25 protein-coding genes are annotated in these 22,669 nt (G+C 65.3%); 11 read left to right on the top strand and 14 right to left on the bottom strand.

Annotated elements, in window-relative coordinates:
- Window positions 1–214: 214 nt before the first annotated feature.
- Window positions 215–913 (bottom strand): Crp/Fnr family transcriptional regulator, encoded by a 699-nt coding sequence (locus H261_RS19140; RefSeq protein ID WP_040476894.1) that lies wholly within the window; start codon window positions 911–913, stop codon window positions 215–217.
- A 536-nt stretch (window positions 914–1,449) separates the two neighbouring features.
- On the opposite strand from H261_RS19140, the gene H261_RS19135 reads away from it, so the two are divergent.
- Together H261_RS19135 and H261_RS19130 are read left to right on the top strand one after the other, a co-directional pair.
- A complete protein-coding gene (locus H261_RS19135; RefSeq protein WP_008620841.1) occupies window positions 1,450–1,926 on the top strand; it encodes a GAF domain-containing protein in 477 nt (158 codons plus the stop codon).
- 46 nt (window positions 1,927–1,972) lie between these two features.
- Window positions 1,973–2,419, top strand: a complete 447-nt coding sequence (locus H261_RS19130) for a gamma-glutamylcyclotransferase family protein (protein ID WP_235062985.1) — start codon at window positions 1,973–1,975, stop codon at window positions 2,417–2,419.
- Here H261_RS19130 and H261_RS19125 read toward each other — a convergent pair whose 3' ends face one another.
- The gene (locus H261_RS19125; RefSeq protein ID WP_008620839.1) at window positions 2,420–3,706 is read right to left on the bottom strand and encodes a D-alanyl-D-alanine carboxypeptidase; all 1,287 of its coding nucleotides are present in this window, start codon (window positions 3,704–3,706) and stop codon (window positions 2,420–2,422) included.
- 156 nt (window positions 3,707–3,862) lie between these two features.
- Between H261_RS19125 and H261_RS19120 the strand changes: the two genes are divergently transcribed.
- The 4 genes from H261_RS19120 to clpA all read left to right on the top strand — a co-directional run bounded on the left by H261_RS19120 (window position 3,863) and on the right by clpA (window position 8,468).
- The gene (locus H261_RS19120; RefSeq protein WP_008620838.1) at window positions 3,863–4,531 is read left to right on the top strand and encodes a hypothetical protein; all 669 of its coding nucleotides are present in this window, start codon (window positions 3,863–3,865) and stop codon (window positions 4,529–4,531) included.
- Between the two features lie 177 nt (window positions 4,532–4,708).
- On the top strand, window positions 4,709–5,635 hold the full coding sequence (gene phaP, locus H261_RS23560) for a phasin family protein (RefSeq protein WP_008620837.1): 927 nt from the start codon (window positions 4,709–4,711) through the stop codon (window positions 5,633–5,635).
- A gap of 162 nt (window positions 5,636–5,797) precedes the next feature.
- Complete coding sequence (clpS, locus tag H261_RS19110) at window positions 5,798–6,130, top strand: ATP-dependent Clp protease adapter ClpS (protein ID WP_008620834.1); 333 nt, start codon at window positions 5,798–5,800, stop codon at window positions 6,128–6,130.
- A 43-nt stretch (window positions 6,131–6,173) separates the two neighbouring features.
- The gene (gene clpA / locus H261_RS19105) at window positions 6,174–8,468 is read left to right on the top strand and encodes an ATP-dependent Clp protease ATP-binding subunit ClpA (RefSeq protein WP_008620831.1); all 2,295 of its coding nucleotides are present in this window, start codon (window positions 6,174–6,176) and stop codon (window positions 8,466–8,468) included.
- Window positions 8,469–9,226: 758 nt separating this feature from the next.
- Here the strand turns inward: clpA and H261_RS19100 are convergent.
- A complete protein-coding gene (locus H261_RS19100; protein WP_008620829.1) occupies window positions 9,227–10,444 on the bottom strand; it encodes an NADP-dependent isocitrate dehydrogenase in 1,218 nt (405 codons plus the stop codon).
- 169 nt (window positions 10,445–10,613) lie between these two features.
- Window positions 10,614–12,839, bottom strand: coding sequence for an NADP-dependent isocitrate dehydrogenase (locus H261_RS19095; protein WP_008620827.1), 2,226 nt, complete (start codon window positions 12,837–12,839; stop codon window positions 10,614–10,616).
- Window positions 12,840–13,093: 254 nt separating this feature from the next.
- On the opposite strand from H261_RS19095, the gene H261_RS19090 reads away from it, so the two are divergent.
- On the top strand, window positions 13,094–14,041 hold the full coding sequence (locus tag H261_RS19090) for a LysM peptidoglycan-binding domain-containing protein (protein WP_008620825.1): 948 nt from the start codon (window positions 13,094–13,096) through the stop codon (window positions 14,039–14,041).
- Window positions 14,042–14,053: 12 nt separating this feature from the next.
- On the opposite strand, the gene H261_RS25520 is transcribed toward H261_RS19090, so the two are convergent.
- Entirely contained in the window at window positions 14,054–14,206 is a 153-nt protein-coding gene (locus H261_RS25520; protein ID WP_008620823.1) for a hypothetical protein, read from the bottom strand.
- 125 nt (window positions 14,207–14,331) lie between these two features.
- Window positions 14,332–15,648 (bottom strand): sensor histidine kinase, encoded by a 1,317-nt coding sequence (locus H261_RS19085; protein ID WP_008620821.1) that lies wholly within the window; start codon window positions 15,646–15,648, stop codon window positions 14,332–14,334.
- A 171-nt stretch (window positions 15,649–15,819) separates the two neighbouring features.
- On the opposite strand from H261_RS19085, the gene H261_RS19080 reads away from it, so the two are divergent.
- The gene (locus H261_RS19080; RefSeq protein ID WP_008620819.1) at window positions 15,820–16,242 is read left to right on the top strand and encodes a hypothetical protein; all 423 of its coding nucleotides are present in this window, start codon (window positions 15,820–15,822) and stop codon (window positions 16,240–16,242) included.
- 31 nt (window positions 16,243–16,273) lie between these two features.
- On the opposite strand, the gene H261_RS19075 is transcribed toward H261_RS19080, so the two are convergent.
- A complete protein-coding gene (locus H261_RS19075) occupies window positions 16,274–16,774 on the bottom strand; it encodes an Lrp/AsnC family transcriptional regulator (RefSeq protein ID WP_008620817.1) in 501 nt (166 codons plus the stop codon).
- Window positions 16,775–17,044: 270 nt separating this feature from the next.
- Between H261_RS19075 and H261_RS19070 the strand changes: the two genes are divergently transcribed.
- The 3 genes from H261_RS19070 to H261_RS19060 all read left to right on the top strand — a co-directional run bounded on the left by H261_RS19070 (window position 17,045) and on the right by H261_RS19060 (window position 19,685).
- Window positions 17,045–17,668 (top strand): peroxiredoxin, encoded by a 624-nt coding sequence (locus tag H261_RS19070; protein WP_040476893.1) that lies wholly within the window; start codon window positions 17,045–17,047, stop codon window positions 17,666–17,668.
- Window positions 17,669–17,766: 98 nt separating this feature from the next.
- The gene (trxB, locus tag H261_RS19065) at window positions 17,767–18,717 is read left to right on the top strand and encodes a thioredoxin-disulfide reductase (RefSeq protein WP_008620812.1); all 951 of its coding nucleotides are present in this window, start codon (window positions 17,767–17,769) and stop codon (window positions 18,715–18,717) included.
- Window positions 18,718–18,791: 74 nt separating this feature from the next.
- Entirely contained in the window at window positions 18,792–19,685 is an 894-nt protein-coding gene (locus H261_RS19060) for a LysR family transcriptional regulator (RefSeq protein WP_008620810.1), read from the top strand.
- A gap of 385 nt (window positions 19,686–20,070) precedes the next feature.
- On the opposite strand, the gene H261_RS19055 is transcribed toward H261_RS19060, so the two are convergent.
- From H261_RS19055 to H261_RS19025, 7 genes are all read right to left on the bottom strand, one after another.
- Window positions 20,071–20,268, bottom strand: coding sequence for a hypothetical protein (locus H261_RS19055; RefSeq protein WP_008620808.1), 198 nt, complete (start codon window positions 20,266–20,268; stop codon window positions 20,071–20,073).
- Window positions 20,265–20,531 carry a hypothetical protein gene (locus H261_RS19050; RefSeq protein ID WP_008620806.1) on the bottom strand — a complete coding sequence of 89 codons (267 nt, stop codon included), beginning with the start codon at window positions 20,529–20,531 and terminating at the stop codon, window positions 20,265–20,267. The genes H261_RS19055 and H261_RS19050 overlap by 4 nt, the downstream gene beginning before the upstream one ends.
- Window positions 20,532–20,548: 17 nt before the next feature.
- A complete protein-coding gene (locus tag H261_RS19045; RefSeq protein ID WP_008620805.1) occupies window positions 20,549–20,740 on the bottom strand; it encodes a hypothetical protein in 192 nt (63 codons plus the stop codon).
- A 4-nt stretch (window positions 20,741–20,744) separates the two neighbouring features.
- Window positions 20,745–21,179: a DUF5681 domain-containing protein gene (locus H261_RS19040; RefSeq protein WP_008620803.1), complete on the bottom strand. Its 435-nt coding sequence runs from the start codon at window positions 21,177–21,179 to the stop codon at window positions 20,745–20,747.
- A complete protein-coding gene (locus H261_RS23555) occupies window positions 21,169–21,951 on the bottom strand; it encodes a helix-turn-helix domain-containing protein (protein WP_008620799.1) in 783 nt (260 codons plus the stop codon). The genes H261_RS19040 and H261_RS23555 overlap by 11 nt, the downstream gene beginning before the upstream one ends.
- Window positions 21,952–22,004: 53 nt before the next feature.
- The gene (locus H261_RS19030; protein WP_008620797.1) at window positions 22,005–22,226 is read right to left on the bottom strand and encodes a transcriptional coactivator p15/PC4 family protein; all 222 of its coding nucleotides are present in this window, start codon (window positions 22,224–22,226) and stop codon (window positions 22,005–22,007) included.
- Window positions 22,226–22,669 (bottom strand): winged helix domain-containing protein (locus tag H261_RS19025; RefSeq protein ID WP_008620793.1); only part of this gene is annotated, 444 nt, incomplete at its 5' end. The genes H261_RS19030 and H261_RS19025, both read right to left, overlap by 1 nt.

The raw sequence follows: 22,669 nt of genomic DNA, 5'->3' as shown, positions 1-22,669 counted from the left end.
GAACATTTTTCATCTCCTTGAATTGTGTTCCGGAAACTCTGATTGTCTTCATCGCTTCCGTTCGAGAGCTTTAGGCCCAGACTGCGTCTTGTTTCCCGCCCTCTATCTCGTGAGACAAAATATGCCACACCATACCGATGCCTTCTGTGAAGAGTCGCACAGAGACGAAAGTTTTATTGTTATGGATTGGTTCAAATTTTAGGGGCTTTGCGGCTCACGCCGCGCCACGCGCCGCCGCCATCAGCTGCAGACGGGGCAGGTCGCAGATGACCAGTCCCATGGAGCGGCGGCGCACCACACCCTCGCGGGCCAGTTCGCCGATGGCCTGGGCCACCTTTTCGCGGGTGGTACCGGCCCAGGCGGCGATTTCCTTGTGATTGGGCAGGTCGGCGATCTGCCACGATTCCGGCTTGGCCGGGTCGGGCTGGGCGAGGCGAAGGATCTCCCCCCAGACCCGCTGACTCTCGTTCTGGGTGGAAAGCTGGGCCACCCGGCTGTCCAGGCTGCGGACGATGCGGGTCAGGCGCTCGACCACCTGAATGGCGATGGGCGGATACTGGCGCATCAGTTCGAGGAAGGCGCCGCCTTCCAGCGAGGCGAGCAGCGTGTCCTTGGTGGCGACCACCCGGGCCGAACGCTTCATGCCGTCGATGGCCGCCAGTTCGCCGAAGTAATTGCCGGCGATGACGTCGGCCAGGGCGACCTCGCGCTCGTCGGCCCCGGAGGTCAGGATGCGCACCGCCCCCTCGACGACGAAGTAGACTTCCAGCGTGTCGCTGTCCTTGTCGAAGATCTGGCTGCCCGAGGGCACCCGCGCCCAGTTGCAGCGCGCCTCGATATCGCCGAGCGCCGCCTCGCCCAGACCGGAGAACAGGGAAACGCGGGCCAAGCCGCCGTCGATCACGTCCATCATTCACGAACCCGTCGCCAACGCCCGTCCCCAGGCAAGAGTATCGGCCGCGCGCCGCCGCTTTTCAATACGGGCTTGGCCCCAGGACAATCCGGACCCGCGGCATCGTTACATATGGTCGGCGATAGCCACATTTCGGGCGCGTCTCCACCTATACCACCACTAATACCATGGAATGAGGCCTGGACCGAGAACGGAGCCCGTCATGGACCAAGGACCCGCGCCACCGCCTGCCGGCCGGATTCGCGCCATCGTCGGATTATCGAGCGCCCCCGCGGGTTACGATTCCATCGCTCCGCCGACAGGGAACGGCTACCGCCGCGCCGGCCTTCTTTGGGATGCATGCCAAAGCATATGGCGGGCCATCCAGCCCCATGTCCGGAACCGCGCCCGACCGATCCGAAAGCATCACGATCTGTATAAAGTCGTCGCTTTCCTCAGCCCGGCGCTGGGGTTAGTCTGCAAACATGAATGCAAACGCCTCCTTTACCGCCCATCCGTCTCCGGCCCTTTCCGGCCTTCCGGGGAACGGTCCTTCCATGGACCGGATGGTGGCGTGGCTGCACGAGCCGGCCCGGCGTCTGCACGCCATGATCCGCGACCTGCCCGGCTTCGCCCCCCTGCGCCACGTCTCGCTGTCGGTCTACGATCCCCAGTACGACATGCTGTGGGCCTTCCCCTGCAACAGCGACGCCGTCGGAGCGCCGGAGGTGACCGAGGTCGAGATGACCGACGCGCCGTCTCTGGTATTGCTGGCCGACAGCCACGAACCCCGGATCATCGCCGACATGGCGGCTTTCGGGGACGAGGGACGCTGCCACACCGACGAGGCCCGCGCCTCGGACAGCCGTTCCAGCATGACCGCCCCCATCAGCATGGACGGGCATCTCCAGGGCTTCGTCATCTTCGGGGCCGCCATCCCCAATTTCTTCACCCCGCCGGTTCAGGACACCCTGCTGACCTTCACCGAGGCTTTCGGCATACTCATCGAGCGGGCCAGGAACCTTCCCGACTGAGCCCGGCGGCGCTATCCTGCGGCGTTTTTCCGCCCGGAGGTCGCCGTTGCCGCCCGTTCCCCCCCGCAGCATGCCCATGTTCTTCTTCGGCACCCTGATGGACGGGGATGTGCTGGCCGCCGTGCTGGGCCGGCGGCTGGCGCCGGATTCCATGGAGCCGGCCCGGCTGGCGGGCTGGCGGCGGGTGGCCATCGCCGGACGCACCTATCCCATGCTGACGCCCCACCCCACCGGCGGAGTGGACGGCCTGCTGGCCCACGGGCTGGACGGGAACGACCGTCGCCGCCTCGATCACTACGAGGGAGCGGAATACCGGGCGGGGATGCTGACGGTGCGCCGGGCGGACGGAAGCGAAACGGCGGCCGAGACCTATCTCTGCCGCCCGGAGGTCGCCGCCGGCCGCGAGGAATGGCGGCTGGAGACCTGGCGCCGGCGCCACAAGCGGGCCGCCCTGGCCCGCATCCGCGCCCTGATGGCCGGCTGGCGGAATTGATCAGGCGTTGGGGTTGACCGGCTTGCAGGCCTTTCCGGCCTTGCCCAGGCGTTTGCAGGCGGCGCGGGCCTGGTCCTCGGTGAAACCGGAGATGCGGGCGCGATAGACGGTCTTGGCGCCCTTGCCCGTCTTGTCGATGTCGATGGAAGCCTTGGAGACCAGGCCGCCCAGCTTCTTGGCGGCGTCGCTGGCCGCCTTGTGGGCCGGCCGGTACTCGCCGAACGCTCCCACCTGGATGGCCCAGCTGGCCGGATCGGCATCGCCCACCGCATCCTCATCGTCGTCGTCATCGGCGGCGGCGGCACGGGCCGGGGCCCGCATGGCCACCTTCTTGGCGGGGGCGGGCTTGGCCGCCTTGGCCGAAGGCTTGGCCGGGGCCTTGGCCGCCTGGGCGGCGGCCACCAATTCGTCCAGGTCGGGCAGGTCGTCGTGGCCGGCCTCGGCCATCTCGACGCCCCCGCCCTTGCGCAGCCTGGCGAAGCCCTTGTCGAGCAGCTGGCCCATGTGCTTGTCGCGCGACGCGGCGGTGCTGCCGCCGAACACCACGCCGATGACGCGCTGGCCGTCGCGCTTGGCCGACGAGATGAGGTTGAAGCCCGAGGCGTGGATATAGCCGGTCTTGATGCCGTCGGCGCCGTTGTAGCGCAGCATCAGCCGGTTGTGGGTGTTGATGGGCTGGCCGTCATAGACGAACTGGCGGGTGGAGAAATACTTGTAGTAGCCGGGATGCTGGCGGATCAGGGCGCGGCCCAGCAGCGCCTGGTCGCGCACCGTGGAGACCTGCGACAGGTCCGGCAGCCCCGAGGCGTTGCGGTAGACCGTGCTGCGCATGCCCAGCGCCTGGGCCTTGCGGGTCATCATCTGGGCGAAATGCGCCTCGGTGCCGCCGATGCCCTCGGCCGCCACCACGGCGGCGTCATTGGCCGACTTGGTGACCAGGGCGAGGACCAGACTCTCCACCGAGATTTTCTCGCCCGGCTCGAGGCCCAGCTTGGACGGCGACTGGGCGGCGGCATGGGCCGAGGTGGTGAATTTGGTGTCCAGGCGGATGCGCCCCGAATCCAGCTCGTCGAACAGCAGGAACAGGGTCATCACCTTGGTCAGCGATGCCGGATAGGACTTGGCGTCGGGATTGGCGGCGTGCAGGACGGAACCGGATTCCGCGTCGATGACGATGGAGGCGTAGCGCCCGGCCTCGGCCGGCTGGGCCGACAGCGCCAGGACGGCGGCCAGGGCGACGGCGAACAGGCGAATGCGGTTCAGGAATCCGGTGCGGCTCAGGTGCAACGTCTCGACCTTCCGTTCAGCGACTGAGTTGGTTTAGGGTATCGCTGAAACCTTAAAGATTTTGCGAATCCGTGTAAAGCATCGCGGACGCCCGATTTCCGCCATTTTTGCGGCGCATTCCTTTCCGCTCCCCCTTCTCCTGCCCGTGGATACGCCATGCCCCCTCGTTCCGGACCCGCCGTGATCGCCGCCGCCCTCGCCCTGCTGGCCGGATGCGCCTATACCGGCGGCGACATCGGCAACCCGTTCTACCGCAAGGTCCAGTGGTTCTCCTTCGTCGAGGCAGGCGACATCGCCGCCGCCTGCGTCCCGGGATCGCCGGAACGTTTCCGCCTGGTCTACAACGCCCTGTGGGACCAGCAGGTGCGGATCTACGAGTGGGATTCCGCCGCCCGCACCCTGAAGGCCAGCGTGCGCCGCTCGGGCAACGTGGCCCGGATCACCCTGGATGATCCGCTGTCGCCCTGGCGCACCGACGAGGCCGACATCCCCCTGGATCAGGCCGCCTATGACGGGCTGGCCGCCGCCCTGGGCGAGGCCGGCGCCTTCGGCCCGCCGGCCGTGGGACTGGAACTGCCCTCCCACTCCTATTACTGGACCGCCGCCAGCTGCCGCCAGGGCAAGTACGTCTTCACCGCCTGGGCCTATCCCTCGGACGCCTACCAGGCCGCCCGCTTTCCCGCCGCCCTGGCCGCGCTGGACCCGGCCCGCGACGGCATCATCCAGCCCGGCCCCGTTCCCGTCGATCCTTTCCGCAACTATGACCGCCAGCGGGGGGCCACCGGGGAATTCACCCTGAAGGTGGGGCCGAACGGCCTGTACTGACCCGCCGGCGGATATATCCGGTTACGAATATGTTGCAGCGCAATATACCCTATTGACTCGCTGCTACCCAGATCGCATGATACGCCCCATGTTGCAATGCAGCATGGGGCGGGTTGTTTGCCCCCTGCCGCGCGAATCCGCAGGCCTCGCGCCTCGCCCAATCAGGGAGTCCCCACCATGACCACCACCAAGGCCAAGCCGGCCGCCGCCAAGACCGCCACCCCCGCCGCCGCTCCGGTGAAGGCCACCAAGGCCCCCGCTCCCGTTGCCGCCGTCACGGCTCCGGCCCCCGTTGCCGCCGCCTCCGTTGCCGCCACCGTGGCTCCGGCCCCGATCGCCAAGGCCCATGCCGAGGCCGTCAAGACCATCGAAGAGGCGGTCACCGTCGGGAAGGAAACCATCGAGAGCGTGGTGAAGGCCTCGGCCGACGCCGCCGCCAAGGGTTACGACAGCGCCGCCAAGGGCTACGACAAGGCCGTCGCCTCGGCCAAGGAGCACGTCGAGGCCGCCGTCGCCGTTTCCAAGGAAACCATCGAGACCGTGGTGAAAGCCTCCGCCGACGTGGCCGCCAAGGGCTACGACAAGGCCGTCGCCCTGGGCAAGGAGCAGGTGGACGTCGCCGTCGCCACCTCCAAGGAAGCCGTCGACAGCGTGGTGAAGGCGTCGTCCGAAGCCGCCGCCAAGGGCTACGACAAGGCCGTCGCCATCGGCAAGGAGCAGGTCGAGGCCGCCGTCAAGGCGCAGACCGCCGCCTACAAGGGCTACGAGGACGTGCTGTCCCAGGCCAGGGAGAACGTCGAGGCCTTCGTCAAGGCCGGCAACATCCTGGCCAAGGGCCTGCAGGACATCTCCAAGGCCGTGGTCGGCCTGACCCAGGCCGGCATCGAGGAGCAGGTCGCCGCCTCCAAGGCCCTGCTGTCGGTCAAGACCGTCAAGGAGTTCATCGACCTGCAGACCGGCCTGACCAAGGCCGGCGTCGACAAGCTGGTGGCCGAATCCACCCATCTCGCCGAGCAGTCGGTCAAGCTGGTCGAAGACGCCCTGGCCCCCATCAACCACCGGGTCGCCGCCGCCGTCGAGAAGCTGACCAAGACCGCCGCCTAAGGTCGCCGCCATCCATCGTCAAGAGGTCCGGCGGGCAACCGCCGGGCCTTTTTTCATGGCCGCATTCCCCCCATGCGGCAAATGGGGCCTTTTCGCCGGGCCTCAGCACCCAATATGATAGGGGTGTAAAGAGCAACCAGGGCCCAAGCACACAGGCGATGGATGAGCGAGAACGGTAACGACAAGCGGAACGGCGACGACGGTCAGACGGGGGTGGTCATCAAGACCCGCCCCAAGACCAAGAAGCCGTCCATGTACAAGGTTCTGATGCTGAACGACGACTACACTCCCATGGAGTTCGTCGTGCATGTCCTCGAACGCTTTTTCAACAAGTCGCGCGAGGACGCGACCCGCGTCATGCTGAATGTCCATACCCGGGGTGTCGGGATTTGCGGTGTTTACACATATGAGGTGGCGGAGACCAAGGTGACCCAGGTCATGGACCTGGCGCGCCAGAACCAGCATCCGCTGCAGTGTACGATAGAAAAGGAATAGCCGCCTCCCGCTGGCATTCCCCTTGGAAAAAGGATCGGCCCCTATGCTGTCGCGCAACCTGGAGCAGAGCCTGCACCGCGCCTTGTCCCACGCCTCGGAGCGCCGCCACGAATACGCGACGCTCGAGCACCTGCTGCTGGCGCTTACCGACGATCAGGACGCCGTCGCCGTGCTGCGCGCCTGCAACGTCGATCTCGACAAGCTGAAGCGCGACCTGGGCGAGTTCATCGACACCAACCTGTCGGAACTGGTATCCCCGCGCGGCACCGACCCCAAGCCCACCGCCGGCTTCCAGCGGGTGGTGCAGCGCGCCGCCATCCACGTCCAGTCGTCGGGCCGCGAAGAGGTCACCGGGGCCAACGTCATCGTGGCGCTGTTCTCGGAACGGGAAAGCCACGCCGTCTACTTCCTGCAGAGCCAGGACATGACCCGGCTCGACGCCGTCAACTACATCAGCCACGGCGTCGCCAAGGCGCCGGGCCGCGGCCAGAACCGCACCGTCCACGGCGCCGACGAGGAGGCCGCCCCCGACAAGGTGGTCAAGAAGGGCCAGGAGGCGCTCAACGCCTATTGCATCAACCTCAACAAGAAGGCCGCCCAGGGCAAGATCGACCCGCTGATCGGCCGCGACGAGGAAATCGACCGCACCATCCAGATCCTCTGCCGCCGGTCGAAGAACAATCCCCTCTACGTGGGCGATCCCGGCGTCGGCAAGACCGCCATCGCCGAAGGCTTGGCCCGGCGCATCGTCAACGGCGAGGTGCCCGACGTCCTGAAGAACGCCACCATCTTCGCGCTGGACATGGGCTCGCTGCTGGCCGGCACCCGCTACCGCGGCGATTTCGAGGAACGCCTGAAGGCGGTGGTCACCGAGTTGGAGAATTACGACGGCGCGGTGATGTTCATCGACGAGATTCACACGGTGATCGGCGCCGGCGCCACCTCGGGCGGCTCCATGGACGCGTCGAACCTCTTGAAGCCGGCCCTGGCCTCGGGCTCGCTCCGCTGCATCGGCTCGACCACCTACAAGGAGTTCCGCAATCACTTCGAGAAGGACCGCGCCCTGGTGCGGCGCTTCCAGAAGATCGACGTCAACGAGCCGTCCATCGCCGATACCATCAAGATCCTGAACGGCATCAAGACCTATTACGAAAGCCACCACAAGGTCCGCTATACCGCCGAGGCCATCAAGGCGGCGGTGGAGCTGTCGGCCAAGTACATCACCGACCGCAAGCTGCCCGACAAGGCCATCGACGTCATCGACGAGGTTGGCGCGTCGCGCATGCTGCTGCCTGAATCCAAGCGGCGCAAGACGGTCACCGTACGGGACGTGGAGGAGATCGTCGCCAAGATCGCCCGCATCCCTCCCAAGAGCGTATCCACCAACGACATGGAGGCGCTCAGGAACCTGGAACGCGACCTGAAAACCCTGGTGTTCGGCCAGGACAAGGCCATCGAGGCCCTGGCCAGCGCCATCAAGCTGGCCCGCGCCGGCCTGCGCGAACCGGAAAAGCCCATCGGCTGCTACCTGTTCTCCGGCCCCACCGGCGTCGGCAAGACCGAGGTGGCCCGCCAGTTGGCCAAGATCATGGGCATCGAGCTGACCCGCTTCGACATGAGCGAATACATGGAACGCCACTCGGTGTCGCGGCTGATCGGCGCGCCACCCGGCTATGTGGGCTTCGACCAGGGCGGCCTGCTCACCGACGCCATCGACCAGCACCCCCATTCGGTGCTGCTGCTCGACGAGATCGAGAAGGCCCATCCCGACCTGTTCAACATCCTGCTGCAGGTCATGGATCACGGCCGCCTCACCGACCACAACGGCAAGACCGTGGACTTCCGCAACGTGATCCTGATCATGACCACCAATGCCGGCGCCGCCGACCTGGCCAAGTCGGCCATCGGCTTCGGGCGCGAGAGCCGGGAAGGCGACGATTCCGAGGCCATCAACCGCATGTTCAGCCCGGAATTCCGCAACCGCCTGGACTCGACCATCGCCTTCGCCAACCTGACTCCGGACATCGTCGCCCAGGTGGTGGACAAGTTCGTCATGCAGCTGGAGACCCAGCTGGGCGACCGCGACGTCACCATCGAACTGACCGACGAGGCCCGCGCCTGGCTGGCCAGGAAGGGCTATGACCGCGCCTTCGGCGCGCGGCCCCTGGCCCGCGTCATCCAGGAACACATCAAGAAGCCCCTGGCCGAGGAATTGCTGTTCGGCCGCCTCGCCAAGGGCGGTATCGTCCGCATCCGGGTGGGTGAGGACGGCAAGCTGGAATTCGAGTTCATCGCCTCCGCCCCCAAGGCGGAAAAGATCCCGGAACTGGTGGGATAAACCCAGGCCGCCACCGCACCCCAACCAGGGCGCTCCCAAGGGAGCGCCCTTTTGCTTGTCTGGGATGAGGGGCAATTTCTTGACAATTGGCCCCGGCTTGGCGATAATTAACCTGTAACAAAGAAGGAGGCGTACCGGGATTGGAAGGTTGTCACGACAATATCCGATGCATTCGACGCCTCTCCCGAGGCAGCGACAACACCGGACAGGAGGATGTTGACAGCATGACGCCACCGGGTCGAGTTTGAGGTGCCGATATAGTGGCACCGGGTGCTTATACAATTCAGCGTTACAACTTATCGGCCCTTGCGCCGAACATATAGGACCTGTGGGTCCCCAAACCATAAGCCCCGCGCGGAACGCAATGTCTCCGGCGGGGCTTCGGTTTGTCTATGCAAATTCTTCGGCGGGGTTCTCATCGGGAAAAGGGAGATAGCCCCCTCCGTCACAGCCGCCCCCAGCCCATCGCTGTCCGGTTCAAATCCGGGCGAAAGGCGCGCCTTTCAGGCTTTCATGAGCGCTGAGCGTCAAATATGAGGCGCGGCGCTCATGCGAGCATTGAGCGAGCGGCCAAGGGCGCGGAGGCGCCCGCCCGGCGAGGGCAAAACAAATAAAGCTAAAGCGCGATGCACATTCAAGGCATCACGCTTTATGAGCGCGGATGATGGCACGGCGGCCAACCGCCCGTCCGGGACGGGCCTTCGCGGCGGCGCCAGGCACCGCCGGAAGATCCGTCCCGATGCCCGGCGCGGCCCGGGTCAGCCCAGGCCCATCTTCTTCTTCAGGTTCTCGTCCAGCTTGTCCAGGAACTGCTGGGTGGTCAGCCACGACTGCCCGGGGCCGATCAGGATGGCCAGGTCCTTGGTCATGAAGCCGGCTTCCACCGTCTCGACGCACACCTGCTCCAGGGCTTCGGCGAACCTGGCCACCTCGGGGGTGTTGTCGAACTGGGCGCGGTAGAACAGGCCCCGCGTCCAGGCGAAGATCGACGCGATGGGGTTGGTCGAGGTTTCCTTGCCCTTCTGGTGCTCGCGGTAGTGCCGCGTCACCGTGCCGTGGGCGGCCTCGGCCTCGATCACCTTGCCGTCGGGGCTCATCAGCACCGAGGTCATCAGGCCCAGCGAGCCGAAGCCCTGGGCCACGGTGTCGGACTGCACGTCGCCATCGTAGTTCTTGCAGGCCCAGACGAATTCGCCCGACCACTTCAGCGCCGAGGCGACCATGTCGTCGATCAGCCGGTGCTCGTAGGTGATGCCCAGCCTGTCGTACTCGGCCTTGAATTCAGCATCGAACACCTCCTGGAAGATGTCCTTGAAACGGCCGTCATAGGCCTTGAGGATGGTGTTCTTGGTCGAGAGATAGACCGGCCACTTCTTCTGCAGGCCGTAATTCAGGCAGGCCCGGGCGAAACCGTAGATGGACTCGTCCAGGTTGTACATGCCCATGGCCACACCGGCGCCGGGGAAGTCGAACACTTCGTGCTCGATGGTCTCGCCGTTGGCGCCGACGAACTTGATGGTCAGCTTGCCGGGGCCGGGGACGGTGAAGTCGGTGGCCTTGTACTGGTCGCCGAAGGCATGGCGGCCGATGACGATGGGCTTGGTCCAGCCGGGCACCAGGCGCGGCACGTTCTTGCAGATGATCGGCTCACGGAACACGGTGCCGTCGAGGATGTTGCGGATGGTGCCGTTGGGCGACTTCCACATCTTCTTGAGGTTGAATTCCTTCACCCGCGCCTCGTCGGGGGTGATGGTGGCGCACTTGACGCCGACACCATACGTCTTGATGGCCTCCGAGGCCTCGACCGTCACCTTGTCGTCGGTCTTGTCGCGGTATTCGATACCCAGATCGTAGTATTTCAGATCCACATCCAGGTAGGGCAGGATCAGCTTATCCTTGATGAACTTCCAGATGATCCGGGTCATCTCGTCGCCGTCCAGCTCGACGATCGGGTTTGCGACTTTGATCTTCTTCATTGACGGGGTTCCTCGGGGTGCGAAAGGCCCAATATCTGCTTGTCTCTAGCGGCCCGCCCCACGAGCTTGTTTTTCAAGCTTTTCGATGAGGCGGCCCACCAACTCAGTGACGGTGGCGGACCGGAACGGGGCGGCGGGAGTTCGCATCTCCCGCCGCCCCCAACCGGGATCAGATGGCGGCCAGGGCCGCGTTCAGGGTGGCGCTGGGACGCATGGCGGCCGAGGTCTTGGCGTCATTGGGGCTGTAATAGCCGCCCATGTCCACCGGCTTGCCTTGCGCCGCGATCAGCTCGGCGTTGATCTTGGCCTCGTTGTCGGTCAGCGCCTTGGCCAGCGGAGCGAAGCGAGCGGCCAGTTCCTTGTCCTTGGTCTGCTCGGCCAGGGCCTGGGCCCAGTACAGCGCCAGATAGAAGTGGCTGCCGCGGTTGTCCAACTCGCCCACCTTGCGGGCCGGCGAACGGTTGTTGTCGAGGATCCTGGCGTTGGCCTGGTCCAGGGTGTCGGCCAGCACCTGGGCCTTGGGGTTCTTGAAGGTCTGGGCCAGATGCTCCAGCGACACGCCGAGCGCCAGGAACTCGCCCAGCGAATCCCAACGCAGGTAGCCTTCCTCCTGGAACTGCTGTACGTGCTTCGGCGCCGAGCCGCCGGCGCCGGTCTCGAACAGGCCGCCGCCCGCCATCAGCGGAACGATGGACAGCATCTTGGCCGAGGTGCCCAGTTCCAGGATGGGGAACAGGTCGGTCAGGTAGTCGCGCAGCACGTTGCCGGTCACCGAGATGGTGTCCTGGCCCTTGCGGATACGCTCCAGCGAGATGGCGATGGCCTCTTCCGGCGCCTTGATGGTGATGTCCAGGCCGGTGGTGTCGTGATCGCCCAGGTACTTTTCCACCTTGGCGATGATCTGGGCGTCGTGGGCGCGGTTCCTGTCCAGCCAGAAGATGGCGGGCGTGTTGGACAGCCGGGCGCGGCTGACCGCCAGCTTGACCCAATCCTGGATGGGGGCGTCCTTGGTCTGGCAGGCGCGGAAGATGTCGCCGGCCTCGACCTTCTGCTCCAGCAGCACCGTGCCGGATTCGTCCACCACATGGACCAAGCCGTCGGCGGCGATTTCGAAGGTCTTGTCGTGGGAGCCGTATTCCTCGGCCTTCTGGGCCATCAGGCCGACATTGGGCACGCTGCCCATGGTCTTGGGGTCGAAGGCGCCGTGCTTCTTGCAGTCGTCGATGACCACCTGATAGATGCGGGCATAGCAGCGATCGGGGATCATGGCCTTGGTATCGTGCAGCTTGCCGTCGGTGCCCCACATGCGACCCGAATCACGGATCATGGCGGGCATGGAGGCGTCGACGATGACGTCGGACGGCACATGCAGGTTGGTGATGCCCTTGTCGGAATTGACCATGGCCAGGGCCGGGCCGGCATCATAGGCGGCCTTGATGTCGGCCTCGATCTCGGCCTTCTTGGCGGCGGGCAGCTTGTCCAGCTTGGCGATCAGATCACCGAAGCCGTTGTTGACGTTGACGCCCAGGTCCTTGATGACGGCGGCGTGCTTCTCGAACACGTCCTTGAAGAACACGGTGACGGCATGGCCGAACATGATGGGGTCCGAAACCTTCATCATGGTGGCCTTGAGATGCAGCGACAGCAGCAGGCCCGGCTGGGACTTGGCGTCATTGATCTGCTCGGCGTAGAAGGCGCGCAGCGCCTTGGTGCTCATCACCGCGGCATCGATGACCTCGCCGGCCTTGAGCTTGGTCTTGGCCTTCAGCACATGGATCGAGCCATCCTTGCCGTGGAACTCGATCTTGACGTCGGTGGCCTCGGCCACGGTGACCGACTTCTCGCTGCCGTAGAAGTCACCCGCATTCATGTGGGCCACATGGGACTGGGACGACGGCGCCCAGGCACCCATCTTGTGGGGGTTCTTCTGGGCGAACTTCTTGACCGAGACGGCGGCGCGGCGGTCGGAATTGCCCTCGCGCAGCACCGGGTTCACCGCCGAGCCCAGCACACGGCCGAAGCGGGCCTTGAGCTCCTTCTCGGCATCGGTCTTGGGGTCCTCGGGGAAGTCGGGAATCTTGTAGCCCTGGGACTGCAGTTCCTTGATGGCCGCCTTGAGCTGCGGCACCGAGGCGCTGACGTTGGGCAGCTTGATGATGTTGGCCTCGGGCTTGAGCGTCAGTTCGCCCAGTTCGGCCAACTCGTCGTTGATGCGCTGCGCCGGGGTCAGGTTCTCGGGGAAGGTGGCGATGATGCGGCCGGCCAGCGAGATGTCGCGGGTTTCGACGGCCACACCGGCCGCGCCGGTGAACGCCTGGACGATGGGAAGCAGGGAATAGGTCGCCAGAGCCGGCGCCTCGTCAACCTTGGTCCAGATGATTTTCGCGGTCGTCATCGTTCATACCCCTCGCTGGAAGCCATGCCGTCGTTCACCCGTGATTACCCGCCACGCGGCAAACGCGGGACGATAGCATTCGGGACGACGAACGCAAGACTCAATCCTACTCGTTGGGAGGGGAAACGGGCGGGTAGGAGCGGCCGAAAACCCATGAAGAGAGGCAAAGCGGAGGATTCCCGCCCGTGACAGTGGGGGAAATAAGGGATAGGGTAGCGGCCGCTTATTCCTCCGCCACCACCTCGCGAGGCGCCTTGAACCGGCCTACGCTCGTCGCCCTCATCGGGCTTGCCGTCGCCGTGATCGCCATCGTGCTCGCCATGCTCAACCAGCGTGACGAGACGAAGGAACTGGAGGCGCAGATTCCCCCGCCGGCCGCCGCCGCGTCCACGGCCGTCACCGCCGCCGAGTCCGGCGAGCCCTCGTTCGACGTGGTGCGCATCGATTCCGGCGGCGACGCCGTCATCGCCGGCCGCGCCAGGCCCGGCGCCCGCGTCACCATCATCGACGGCGACAAGGAACTGGGCCAGGCCACCGCCGACCAGCGCGGCGAATGGGTGTTCCTCCCCGCCGCCCCCCTGCCCCCCGGCTCGCGCGAGTTGCGGCTGAAGGCCGCCAACCCCGACGGCAGCCAGACCGATTCCGGCGAGACCGTGGTGCTGGTGGTGCCGCCGCGCGGCCAGGGCACCGCCCTGGCCATCAAGTCGGGACGCGACGGCAGCAGCCGCATCCTGCAGGGCCCGGCCAACGCCGCCGCCCCGGGCGGGCTGTCGCTGGACCTCATCGACCACGACGACAAGGGCCGCATGGCGGTCAGCGGCCGCGCGCCGTCCGGCGCCAAGGTCAACCTCTACATGGACAACCGGCTGCTGGGCCGCGCCACCGCCGATTCCGAGGGCAACTGGCGGGTGACCGCCTCCCTGCCGCCGGGCAAGGGCACCCATCTGCTGCGCGCCGATCAGGTGGATGCCAAGGGCAAGGTCCTGGCCCGGGTCGAGGCCTCGTGGACCAGGGGCGACGATCCCGGACTGAAGGGCGGAACGACGGTGACGGTGCTGCAGGGCAATTCCCTGTGGCGCATCGCCCGGCGGCTCTACGGCCAGGGCATCGCCTACACGGTGATCTTCGAGGCCAACCGCGAGCGCATCAAGGACCCCGACCGCATCTATCCCGGCCAGGTGTTCAGCGTTCCGGAAAAGTAGGCTGCCCGGCGGTCAGACCGCCGAGGGAATACCGGCCTGCTCGTCCTTGGCCAGCTCGCGTTCGACACGGGCGGCATGGCGCCAGGCGCTGATGGAAATGCCAAGACCGGCGATGGTCAGGACGCCGATGGCGGCCATCACGATGTCCATGGTGGAAACGATCATCGTCCTCTCCTTGGGCCGCGCATGTTTCGCGGCCTGCCCTGCCATGTACACCCCTTCTCGCACATGCGAAAGGCGTTCGAAGGCAGCCATGCGCGGCGCTCATGCATAGGTGCGGCGGGAAAGAATCAATGAATGGGGATGCGCACCGTCACCGTGGTGCCGTGGCCGGGGCGGCTGGCCAGGATCAGACGGCCGCCGTGCAGTTCGACGAAGGACTTGGCCAGGGGCAGGCCCAGCCCGGTGCCGGCATAGCGGCGCGACAGGCTGGATTCCACCTGGACGAAGGGCTGCATGGCCTTTTCCAGGCTGTCCTCGTCCATGCCGATGCCGGTGTCAGAGACGTCGATGACCAGGTCCGCCGCCTCCCGCCGGGCGCACAGCCGCACCACGCCGCCGGCCGGAGTGAACTTCACGGCGTTGGACAACAGGTTGAGCAGCACCTGCTTCATGCGTAGCGGATCGAGGCTGACCGCCCCCAGGTCCGGAGCGGCCTCCCACTCCAGCCGCACCTCGGCCCGGGCGGCGCGCTCGGAGACCAGACGGGCGGCGGCTTCCAGCAACTGGGCCACATCGGCGGGCTCGAGGCCCAGGTCGAACTTCCCCACCTCGACCTTGGCGAGGTCGAGGATATCGTTGATGATGCTGAGCAGGTGGTTGCCCGATTCCCACACCGAGGCGATGTACTCGCCATAGCGGGGATTGCCCACCGGGCCGAACACCTCGGTGCGCATCACGTCGGAAAAGCCGATGATGGCGTTGAGCGGGGTGCGCAGTTCATGGCTCATATTGGCCAGAAACTCGCTCTTGCAGCGGTTGGCCTCCTCGGCCTGCTGCCGGGCCATCTCCAGTTCCTCCGTCCGCTCCGCCACCCTCTGCTCCAGCCGCTCGTTGGCCTCCTTCAGGGCGCGCTGATAGGCGTGCCGCTCGGTGACGTCGCCGATGGAGCCCACCATGCGGGTGGCCACCCCGTCGGGGCCACGCACCGCCAGCCCGCGCGCCAGCATCCACCGCCATTGCCCCTGGCGGTCGCTGACCCGGTATTCGCATTCGAAATGGGCGTCTATACCCTTCAGGTGGCGGACCAGGGTCGACTGGTAGCGCCCGCGGTCACCGGGATGGACCAGCTTCAGCCATTCATGCGAAGTGGTGCGCAGCGTCTCGCTCTCGAAGCCGAGGATGGAGAGCAGGCGGGCCGACAGATACAACTCCTTGGTGATGGGGTTCCAGTCCCACAGCCCCTCGTTGGGGCCGCGCATGGCCAGGGCATAGCGCTCCTCGCTCTCGCGCAGGGCCTTGGCGGTGGACAGCAGCACGCCCTGGGTGCGCTGCGCCTCGCGCTGGGCGGCCTCCAGCGCCTTGACCCGCGCCTTGAGCCGCGCCACCGAATCGTTGCGCAGGATTTGCCGTACCGGCTTCTCTCCGTGCGGCTGTTTGCTCGCCACCCCGACCTCCCGCCGCCCGATATCTTGAAAAGTGTACGCCCGGCAAGCCCGCCGGAACAAGTTGCCCCTTGAGGGAACCGCCTTCCGCGCAAGCCTTCTCCGGCGTATCGGCATTTGCCGGCGGCGGGGCGCCGCCCTACCATGGGCGGAGCGGGACAGGAGGGACGAGCCATGATCAAGCTGCGCCTTCGCGACATGGTGCTGGCCGGGGCCGGTCTGGTCTTTCTCGGCTGGGCGGTGCTGCCGCCCTCCTCCCTGGCCCTGGACGAATCCTGCGTCCCCCATGGCGGACCGCCATCGCTCAGCGCCGCCCTCTTCCCCGAAACCTTCTGGGAAAGGCAGCTGGCGGCGGTGCTGGAGGAACGCGACGACCTGCTGGCCCGCCCGGCGCGGCGCGCCCGCATCGATGCGCAGATCAGGAGCGAGGCCTCGGCCATCGAGGGCCGCATGGATCGGCTGAACCGGGAACAGGGCCGCATCGACGACCGCGCCGAGAAGGAACGCCACGACATGGCCGAGCAGAGCGCCCGCCTGAAGCGGGTCGCCTGGCTGATGGGCTGCGAGGGGGAAATCCGTCAGAGGCTGGCGCGGTAGGATCAACAGCCGAAGATTTCGACCGCTGGCTTTACTCGTGCTCGGGCTCTGGCCCCGATTCCACGTCGATGGGCACGCCGGGCTGCAGCTTGGAGGTGCGGATGGCCAGGGCGCTCTTCACATGGCTGATGTTGGGCGCGGCGGTCAGGCGGGTGGTGAGGAAGCGCTGGTAGTCGTCCCAGTCGTGGGCCACCACCTTGAGCAGGAAATCGGTCTCGCCGGCCAGCATGTGGCACTCGCGCACCTCGGGCCAGCCCTTGACCAGTTCCTCGAAGGCCTTGAGGTCGGCCTCGGCCTGACTGTTCAGGCCCACATGGGCGAACACCGTGACGTTGAAGCCCAGCGCGCCGGGGTCGATCTCGGCATGGTAGCCCTTGACATAGCCCGCCTCCTCCAGGGCGCGGACCCGCCGCAGGCAGGGCGGCGCCGAGATTCCCGCCCGTCGCGCCAGCTCGACATTGGTCATCCGGCCGTCGGCCTGCAGGTCGGCCAGGATGCGCCGATCGATGCGGTCAAGTTTGACCCGCTGCATAAGGGAACTCCAAAACCACTCAGGTTTGCGAAATTATATTACTCAGACGCCGCCAGCAAGCCCCACGTTCTGTCGCGGCGACGATTTTCCCCGACCGTCCCCCGCCCCGGGCGGCCTCGGCCATGCCCATAAGGAAAATAAGATTTAATATCCTTCGCAAGCCAGGGCATGGCGTCAGTTTTATAATCATTCCATCTTGCGCACCCCGGGAAACCAGACTAGATTTCTCGGCATCATTCTTCCCCGAGCCCTCATGACGGAGCTTCCATAATGTCCGACGCGATTGTGAACCCGACCTCCCTGGTTACCAAGGCCGCCCCCGACTTCACCGCCCCGGCCGTGATGCCCGACAACGAGATCAATCCGTCGTTCAACCTGAAGTCCTATCTCGCCGGCTCGTACGGCGTAGTGTTCTTCTATCCGCTGGACTTCACCTTCGTCTGCCCGTCCGAGATCCTGGCCCACGACCACCGCGTCAAGGCCTTCGCCGAGCGCAACACCAAGGTCATCGCCGTCAGCGTCGATTCCCACTTCACCCACCTGGCGTGGAAGAACACTCCTGTCGAGAAGGGCGGCCTGGGCAACGTCCAGTTCCCCATGGTGGCCGACCTGACCAAGAACATCGCCAAGTCCTTCGGCGTCCTGATCAACGAGTCGGTGGCGCTGCGCGGCACCTTCATCATCGACAAGAACGGCGTGGTGCAGTCGGCCCATGTCAACAACCTGCCGCTGGGCCGCAACGTGGACGAGGCGCTGCGCCTGATCGACGCCCTGCAGTTCACCGAGGAGCACGGCGAGGTCTGCCCCGCCGGCTGGAACAAGGGCAAGGCCGGCATGAAGGCCAATCCGAACGGCGTCGCCGAGTACCTGGCCAAGCACGCTTCCGAGTTGTAAGACTTTCGTCGGGCCTGGAGGGGCGCACCGCTTGCCAGCGATGCGCCCCATCCATATGCTGGCCTGCAACAACGTCCAATCCATCCGGGAAGCGATCCATGGCACACCACCACTCCAAGGTTCTGATTCTGGGCTCCGGGCCCGCCGGCTGCACCGCCGCCATCTACGCGGCGCGCGCCAATCTCGAACCCATGCTGGTGGCCGGATTGCAGCCCGGCGGCCAGTTGACCATCACCACCGACGTGGAGAACTTCCCCGGCTTCGCCGAGGCCGTGCAGGGCCCCTGGCTGATGGAGCAGATGCAGGCCCAGGCCGAGCATGTGGGCACCCGCTTCATGGACGACACCATCGTCTCGGTCGACCTCTCCAAGCGCCCCTTCACCGCCATCGGCGATTCCGGCGACACCTATACCGGCGACACCCTGGTCATCTGCACCGGCGCCACCGCCCGCTGGCTAGGCATCGAGTCCGAGAAGACCTTCTCGGGCTTCGGCGTATCGGCCTGCGCCACCTGCGACGGCTTCTTCTTCCGCGGCAAGGAAGTGGCGGTGGTCGGCGGCGGCAATTCGGCGGTGGAAGAGGCCATCTATCTGGCCGGCATCGCGTCGAAGGTCACCCTGATCCATCGCCGTGATTCCTTGCGCGCCGAAAATATCGCCCAGGACCGCCTGTTCGCCAATCCCAAGGTCTCGGTGGTGTGGGACAGCGCCGTCGACGAGGTCATCGGCGACAGCAATCCCCCCGGCGTCACCGGCGTGCGCCTCAAGAACGTCAAGACCGGCGCGCTGTCCGTGCTGCCGGTGGACGGCGTGTTCATCGCCATCGGCCACACCCCCAACACCGAGATGTTCAAAGGCGCCCTGGAAATGGATGCCGAGGGCTACCTGATCACCGCCCCCGGCTCGGTCGCCACCAACATTCCCGGCGTGTTCGCCGCCGGCGACGTGCAGGACAAGATCTACCGCCAGGCGGTCACCGCCGCCGGCACCGGCTGCATGGCGGCGCTGGAGGCCGAGCGCTTCCTCGCGGCGCATGGACATGGCGGTTAAGTTACGGCACAGTAGCCGGTAATAGCTGGGGAGGCGGAAGGCATAATCCGCCAGGGGAGGAGACCGGTCGTACCATGGACTGGGACAAACTGAGGGTTTTCCACGCCGTCGCCGAGGCCGGCAGCTTCACCCATGCGGGTGAGGTGCTCAATCTCAGCCAGTCGGCCGTCAGCCGCCAGATCAGCGCGCTGGAGGAAAGCCTCAACCTGCCTCTGTTCCATCGCCACGCCCGCGGCCTGATCCTCACCGAACAGGGCGAACTGCTCTACAAGACGGCGCGGGACGTGTTCTCCAAGCTGGCCATGACCGAGGCGCTGCTCACCGAAAGCCGCGAGCGCGCCCAGGGGCCGCTGAAGATCACCACCACCGTGGCTTTCGGCTCGCTGTGGCTGACGCCGCGCATCAAGGACTTCCTCGACGCCTATCCCGACATCTCGGTGACCATGGTGCTGTTCGACGGCGAACTGGACCTGGCCATGCGCGAGGCCGACGTGGCCATCCGCATGATGCCGCCGCGCCAGCCTGACCTGATCCAGCGCCACCTGCTGTCCATGAACTACGCGGTGTTCGCCGCTCCGTCGTACATCGAGCGGTACGGGATGCCGAAATCCGCCGACGACCTGGACAACCACCGCATCATCGTCTACGGCGACGACACCAGGGTCTCGGCCCCGGTGTCCAACGTCAACTGGCTGCTGGAAGCCGGCGCCTCCCCCGACCGGCCGCGCAAGCCGGTGCTGGAGGTCAACAACATCTATGGCATCTACCGCGCCGTCAAAAGCGGCCTGGGGATCGCCGCCATGCCGGAATACCTGCGCGGCGAGGCCGAAGCCCTGGTGCAGATCCTGCCCGAGCTGAAGGGCCCCAAGGTCGAGGCCTACTTCGTCTATCCCGAGGAATTGCGCCATTCCAAGCGCATCACGGTCTTCCGCGACTTCCTGCTGGGCAAGATCGCCGAATCCGCCTGATCGGGCAAACACCCTACCCGAAAGCATAAGGCATGCGCTGGCCGCATGCCTCTGTCCTGCTTTTTGGTGTGGTTCGAATCCGCCCCATGCCTTACATGAGTACTTACGACTTGCTGCACCGCAGCAGGTCCCGAGATCGGCGGCTCCCGCCACCTCGTTCCCAGGTGCAATGCCTGGGTCTCGGGTCTTCGGACCCTACGTCTCCTAGACGTGAAGCCTCCCTGTTTGACTTAGGCCGGAATCCTCGGGTTCCGGCCTTTCTTTTTGGGTTGCGGGACATCTGGGGACTACCGGGGGACTACAGATAGCCAATTTCGTGCTCTCGTCAACGAAAAGCCCCACCGTCACCGGCAGGGCTTCGCTCGTCAGCGGGTGGTGCCCGTGCCTAATGTGGCTCCATCCACGCACCCTCGATGATAACAATCTCGCGCTTGCCTTCCATATCACCAGCACGGGTGCGGGCGCGAGCAATCCGGGCGGCTGCGTCGGCGTGGTCACAGACACAAGGCACGCCAACATAGATCGTCCCATCGTCGCGCGTCCCCTCCAGGCGGGCGAGGCGGCTTTCCAGCATGCGGCTCATAGCGTGTTCTCCCTCTTATACGGTTCATTCCAACCCGGTACGGCCAGCGGCTCCAGGCCAGCCGCGCGCCGGAAATCGTTTATGCTCTCGCCAACATGGGGCACCACGACACGGGCGATAGTGTTCCCACCGGATGCGCTCAGATCGGCAAGCCGCAACTCGACTTCGGCGCGGGTGCCGTCCAAGATTATTCCGGAGAAGGGGGCTGCGTTCTCGGCCTTCGCGCCCTCCAGCCGGTTCAAGCGGGCATTAAGATTTCGCATGGATTCGTCCTCCCTTTTCAGCCAAGCCCGGCTGCGGCCAGATTGGCATCGTCTCGGCGCAGAGTTTCGATATCCGCCGTTCGCTGAATATCGGTATAGCCAAAGGGCGGGCTTTCAACCCGCAGCAGCGCAGCAAGGGCTTCCTCATGCGTCGGCCCGCTCGCCTGTGCCGTCTCCAGCTTCATTATGCGGCTGTTCAATTTCGCCATAGGTTCATGCTCCTTTCGTTTCCAGCGCGGCAAGGCGCCGTTCAATGTCGCAAGTCTCGACGGTACGGCGGTAGGTTTCGACCACCCCGGCAACCGCCGCCGCTTCGCTGGGGGTGATTTTGCCAGACGCCATTGCATCGACCACCGCCGCCATGGCCTTTGATGCATCCTCGGCACCCGCCAGCGGGGGCAGCGAAACCGCAATGGGCTTATCCTTCGCTGGTGGTGCCAGCCGTTCCAGGCACAGGCGTAGGGCCGTGGTATCGCCATCAAGGGCCATCTCCACCGCCTTCCGGGTCAGGGCGTCGGCTTCCCCATCCAGCAATTCCAAGACGGCCCTAGTAGCCCGGTGCCGGGTGCCGGGTGGCTTTCCGGGGTTGCCCGGCTGAAAGGGTTTGCCCCGCGTTTTGGCGGCGCATTTGCGCGTGTCATTGGACATGCTCGGTCTCCATGTGGCTGTTAAGCGCCGCCGACAACTTGGCAATCGCCGGGCCGCGCAATTCGCCACGCTCGATCTTGGCGACGGCCTCGTGGCTAATGCCCGCAAGGCTCGCCAGCGCCCGCAGCGACAGTTTGCGCCGAAGCCGTTCGGCCTTGATAGATGCGCCGTCAAGCACGCGCCCGCTCACCAATGCTTCTTCACCACTACATGGTATAATATAAGTGTCGCACTGGTGAGACCGTGAAATGGTGTCAACTATCTCTGACGGTCGCACTGGTGAGACTGTAATGGGTAATTTAGTTTCGTTTGTCGATTGACTGTCGCACTGGTGAGACTGTGTGTCGCACTGGTGAGACCGTGAAATGTTTTTCTCGACTTCGGTTGTCTGCTGCCAGCGCATGAATTCCTTGGTCGCTGGGGCGGCCCCGATGGGTTCCCCGGTCAGTATCCAGGTGCGGGCCGCCTTGCTTTTCAGGGTGAATGAAGACTCGCGGCCAACACGGAGAAATCCCCGCTCTACAAGCTCTTTAAGGGCACGGGCGGCTTGGTCCTTGCTCAAGCCGATGGCGACAGCATCGCGGACGCTGTAACCAATCTCGCCGTTGTTCGTGCCGTTGTGACGCGCCCACAGTTGGATCAGTAGCGCCTTGGCATTCGGCGTCATGGTCATCCATGCGGGCGACTTCAGAAGGTAATGGGGCAGGGCCACGAAGCGGTCGCAACCATTCCGTCCGTTGGCCAGCATCTTTCTGCGCTTGGGTTTGGGCATAGCGTTTCCTCATCAGCAATGAGGGGCGCCAAAGCGCCCCCCATTACCCTCAGCTAGATTAGACCTGCGGTTCGGGCTTCGGCTTCTGCCGTTGCCAATGCCGCCAGGATTGCCGGGAGCATGGCCACCGCGACCGTGACGCCCTTTTGCGTCGGGCGGTCTGTGTCCTTGGTCCAAACACGAATGCCTACCAGATCGTGACCGTTGAACTCGGTTAGCTCGACCTTCACCACCTCGGAAGCGTTCTTGGGTATGGTTGCTATGACCTGTTTCATCACAGCACCTTCTCGACGGTGCCGGTCACGCTGGTGATAGTCACGTGGTCCAACAGGACGTGGCGACCGTGCCAGCCTCCAGAGTGTTCCTCGCGCATGGTGATGATGTTCAGGTCGTGGTCGTGAATCAGAACGTGGCAGTACGCGGCGAAGCGCAGCGCCCAGGTCGATACCTCCAGGGCAGTGCACCCCTTCATGCGGGCTTCGTTCAGGGCCAGCAGAGTGCGGGCGGTCTGTCCGACAACGGTAAAGTCGCGCTCACCAATGGCGGTGATGACGCGGGCGGATACTTTCAGCTTGCCGCCACCGCGTTGATAATTGGGGATGCTTGAGGTATGCTTGGAACCATCAAGCCGCTCAGCCTGATAGTGTTCCGGGGCCATGTCGTCATCAGCGGCATGGCCTCTTGGCTTTCTGGTATCTTCCATAATGGATATTCCTTC

It is taken from the genome of Paramagnetospirillum caucaseum (assembly GCF_000342045.1).
Classification (GTDB): Bacteria; Pseudomonadota; Alphaproteobacteria; order Rhodospirillales; family Magnetospirillaceae; genus Phaeospirillum; species Phaeospirillum caucaseum.
This window is presented reverse-complemented; position numbering and strand designations above follow the sequence as displayed.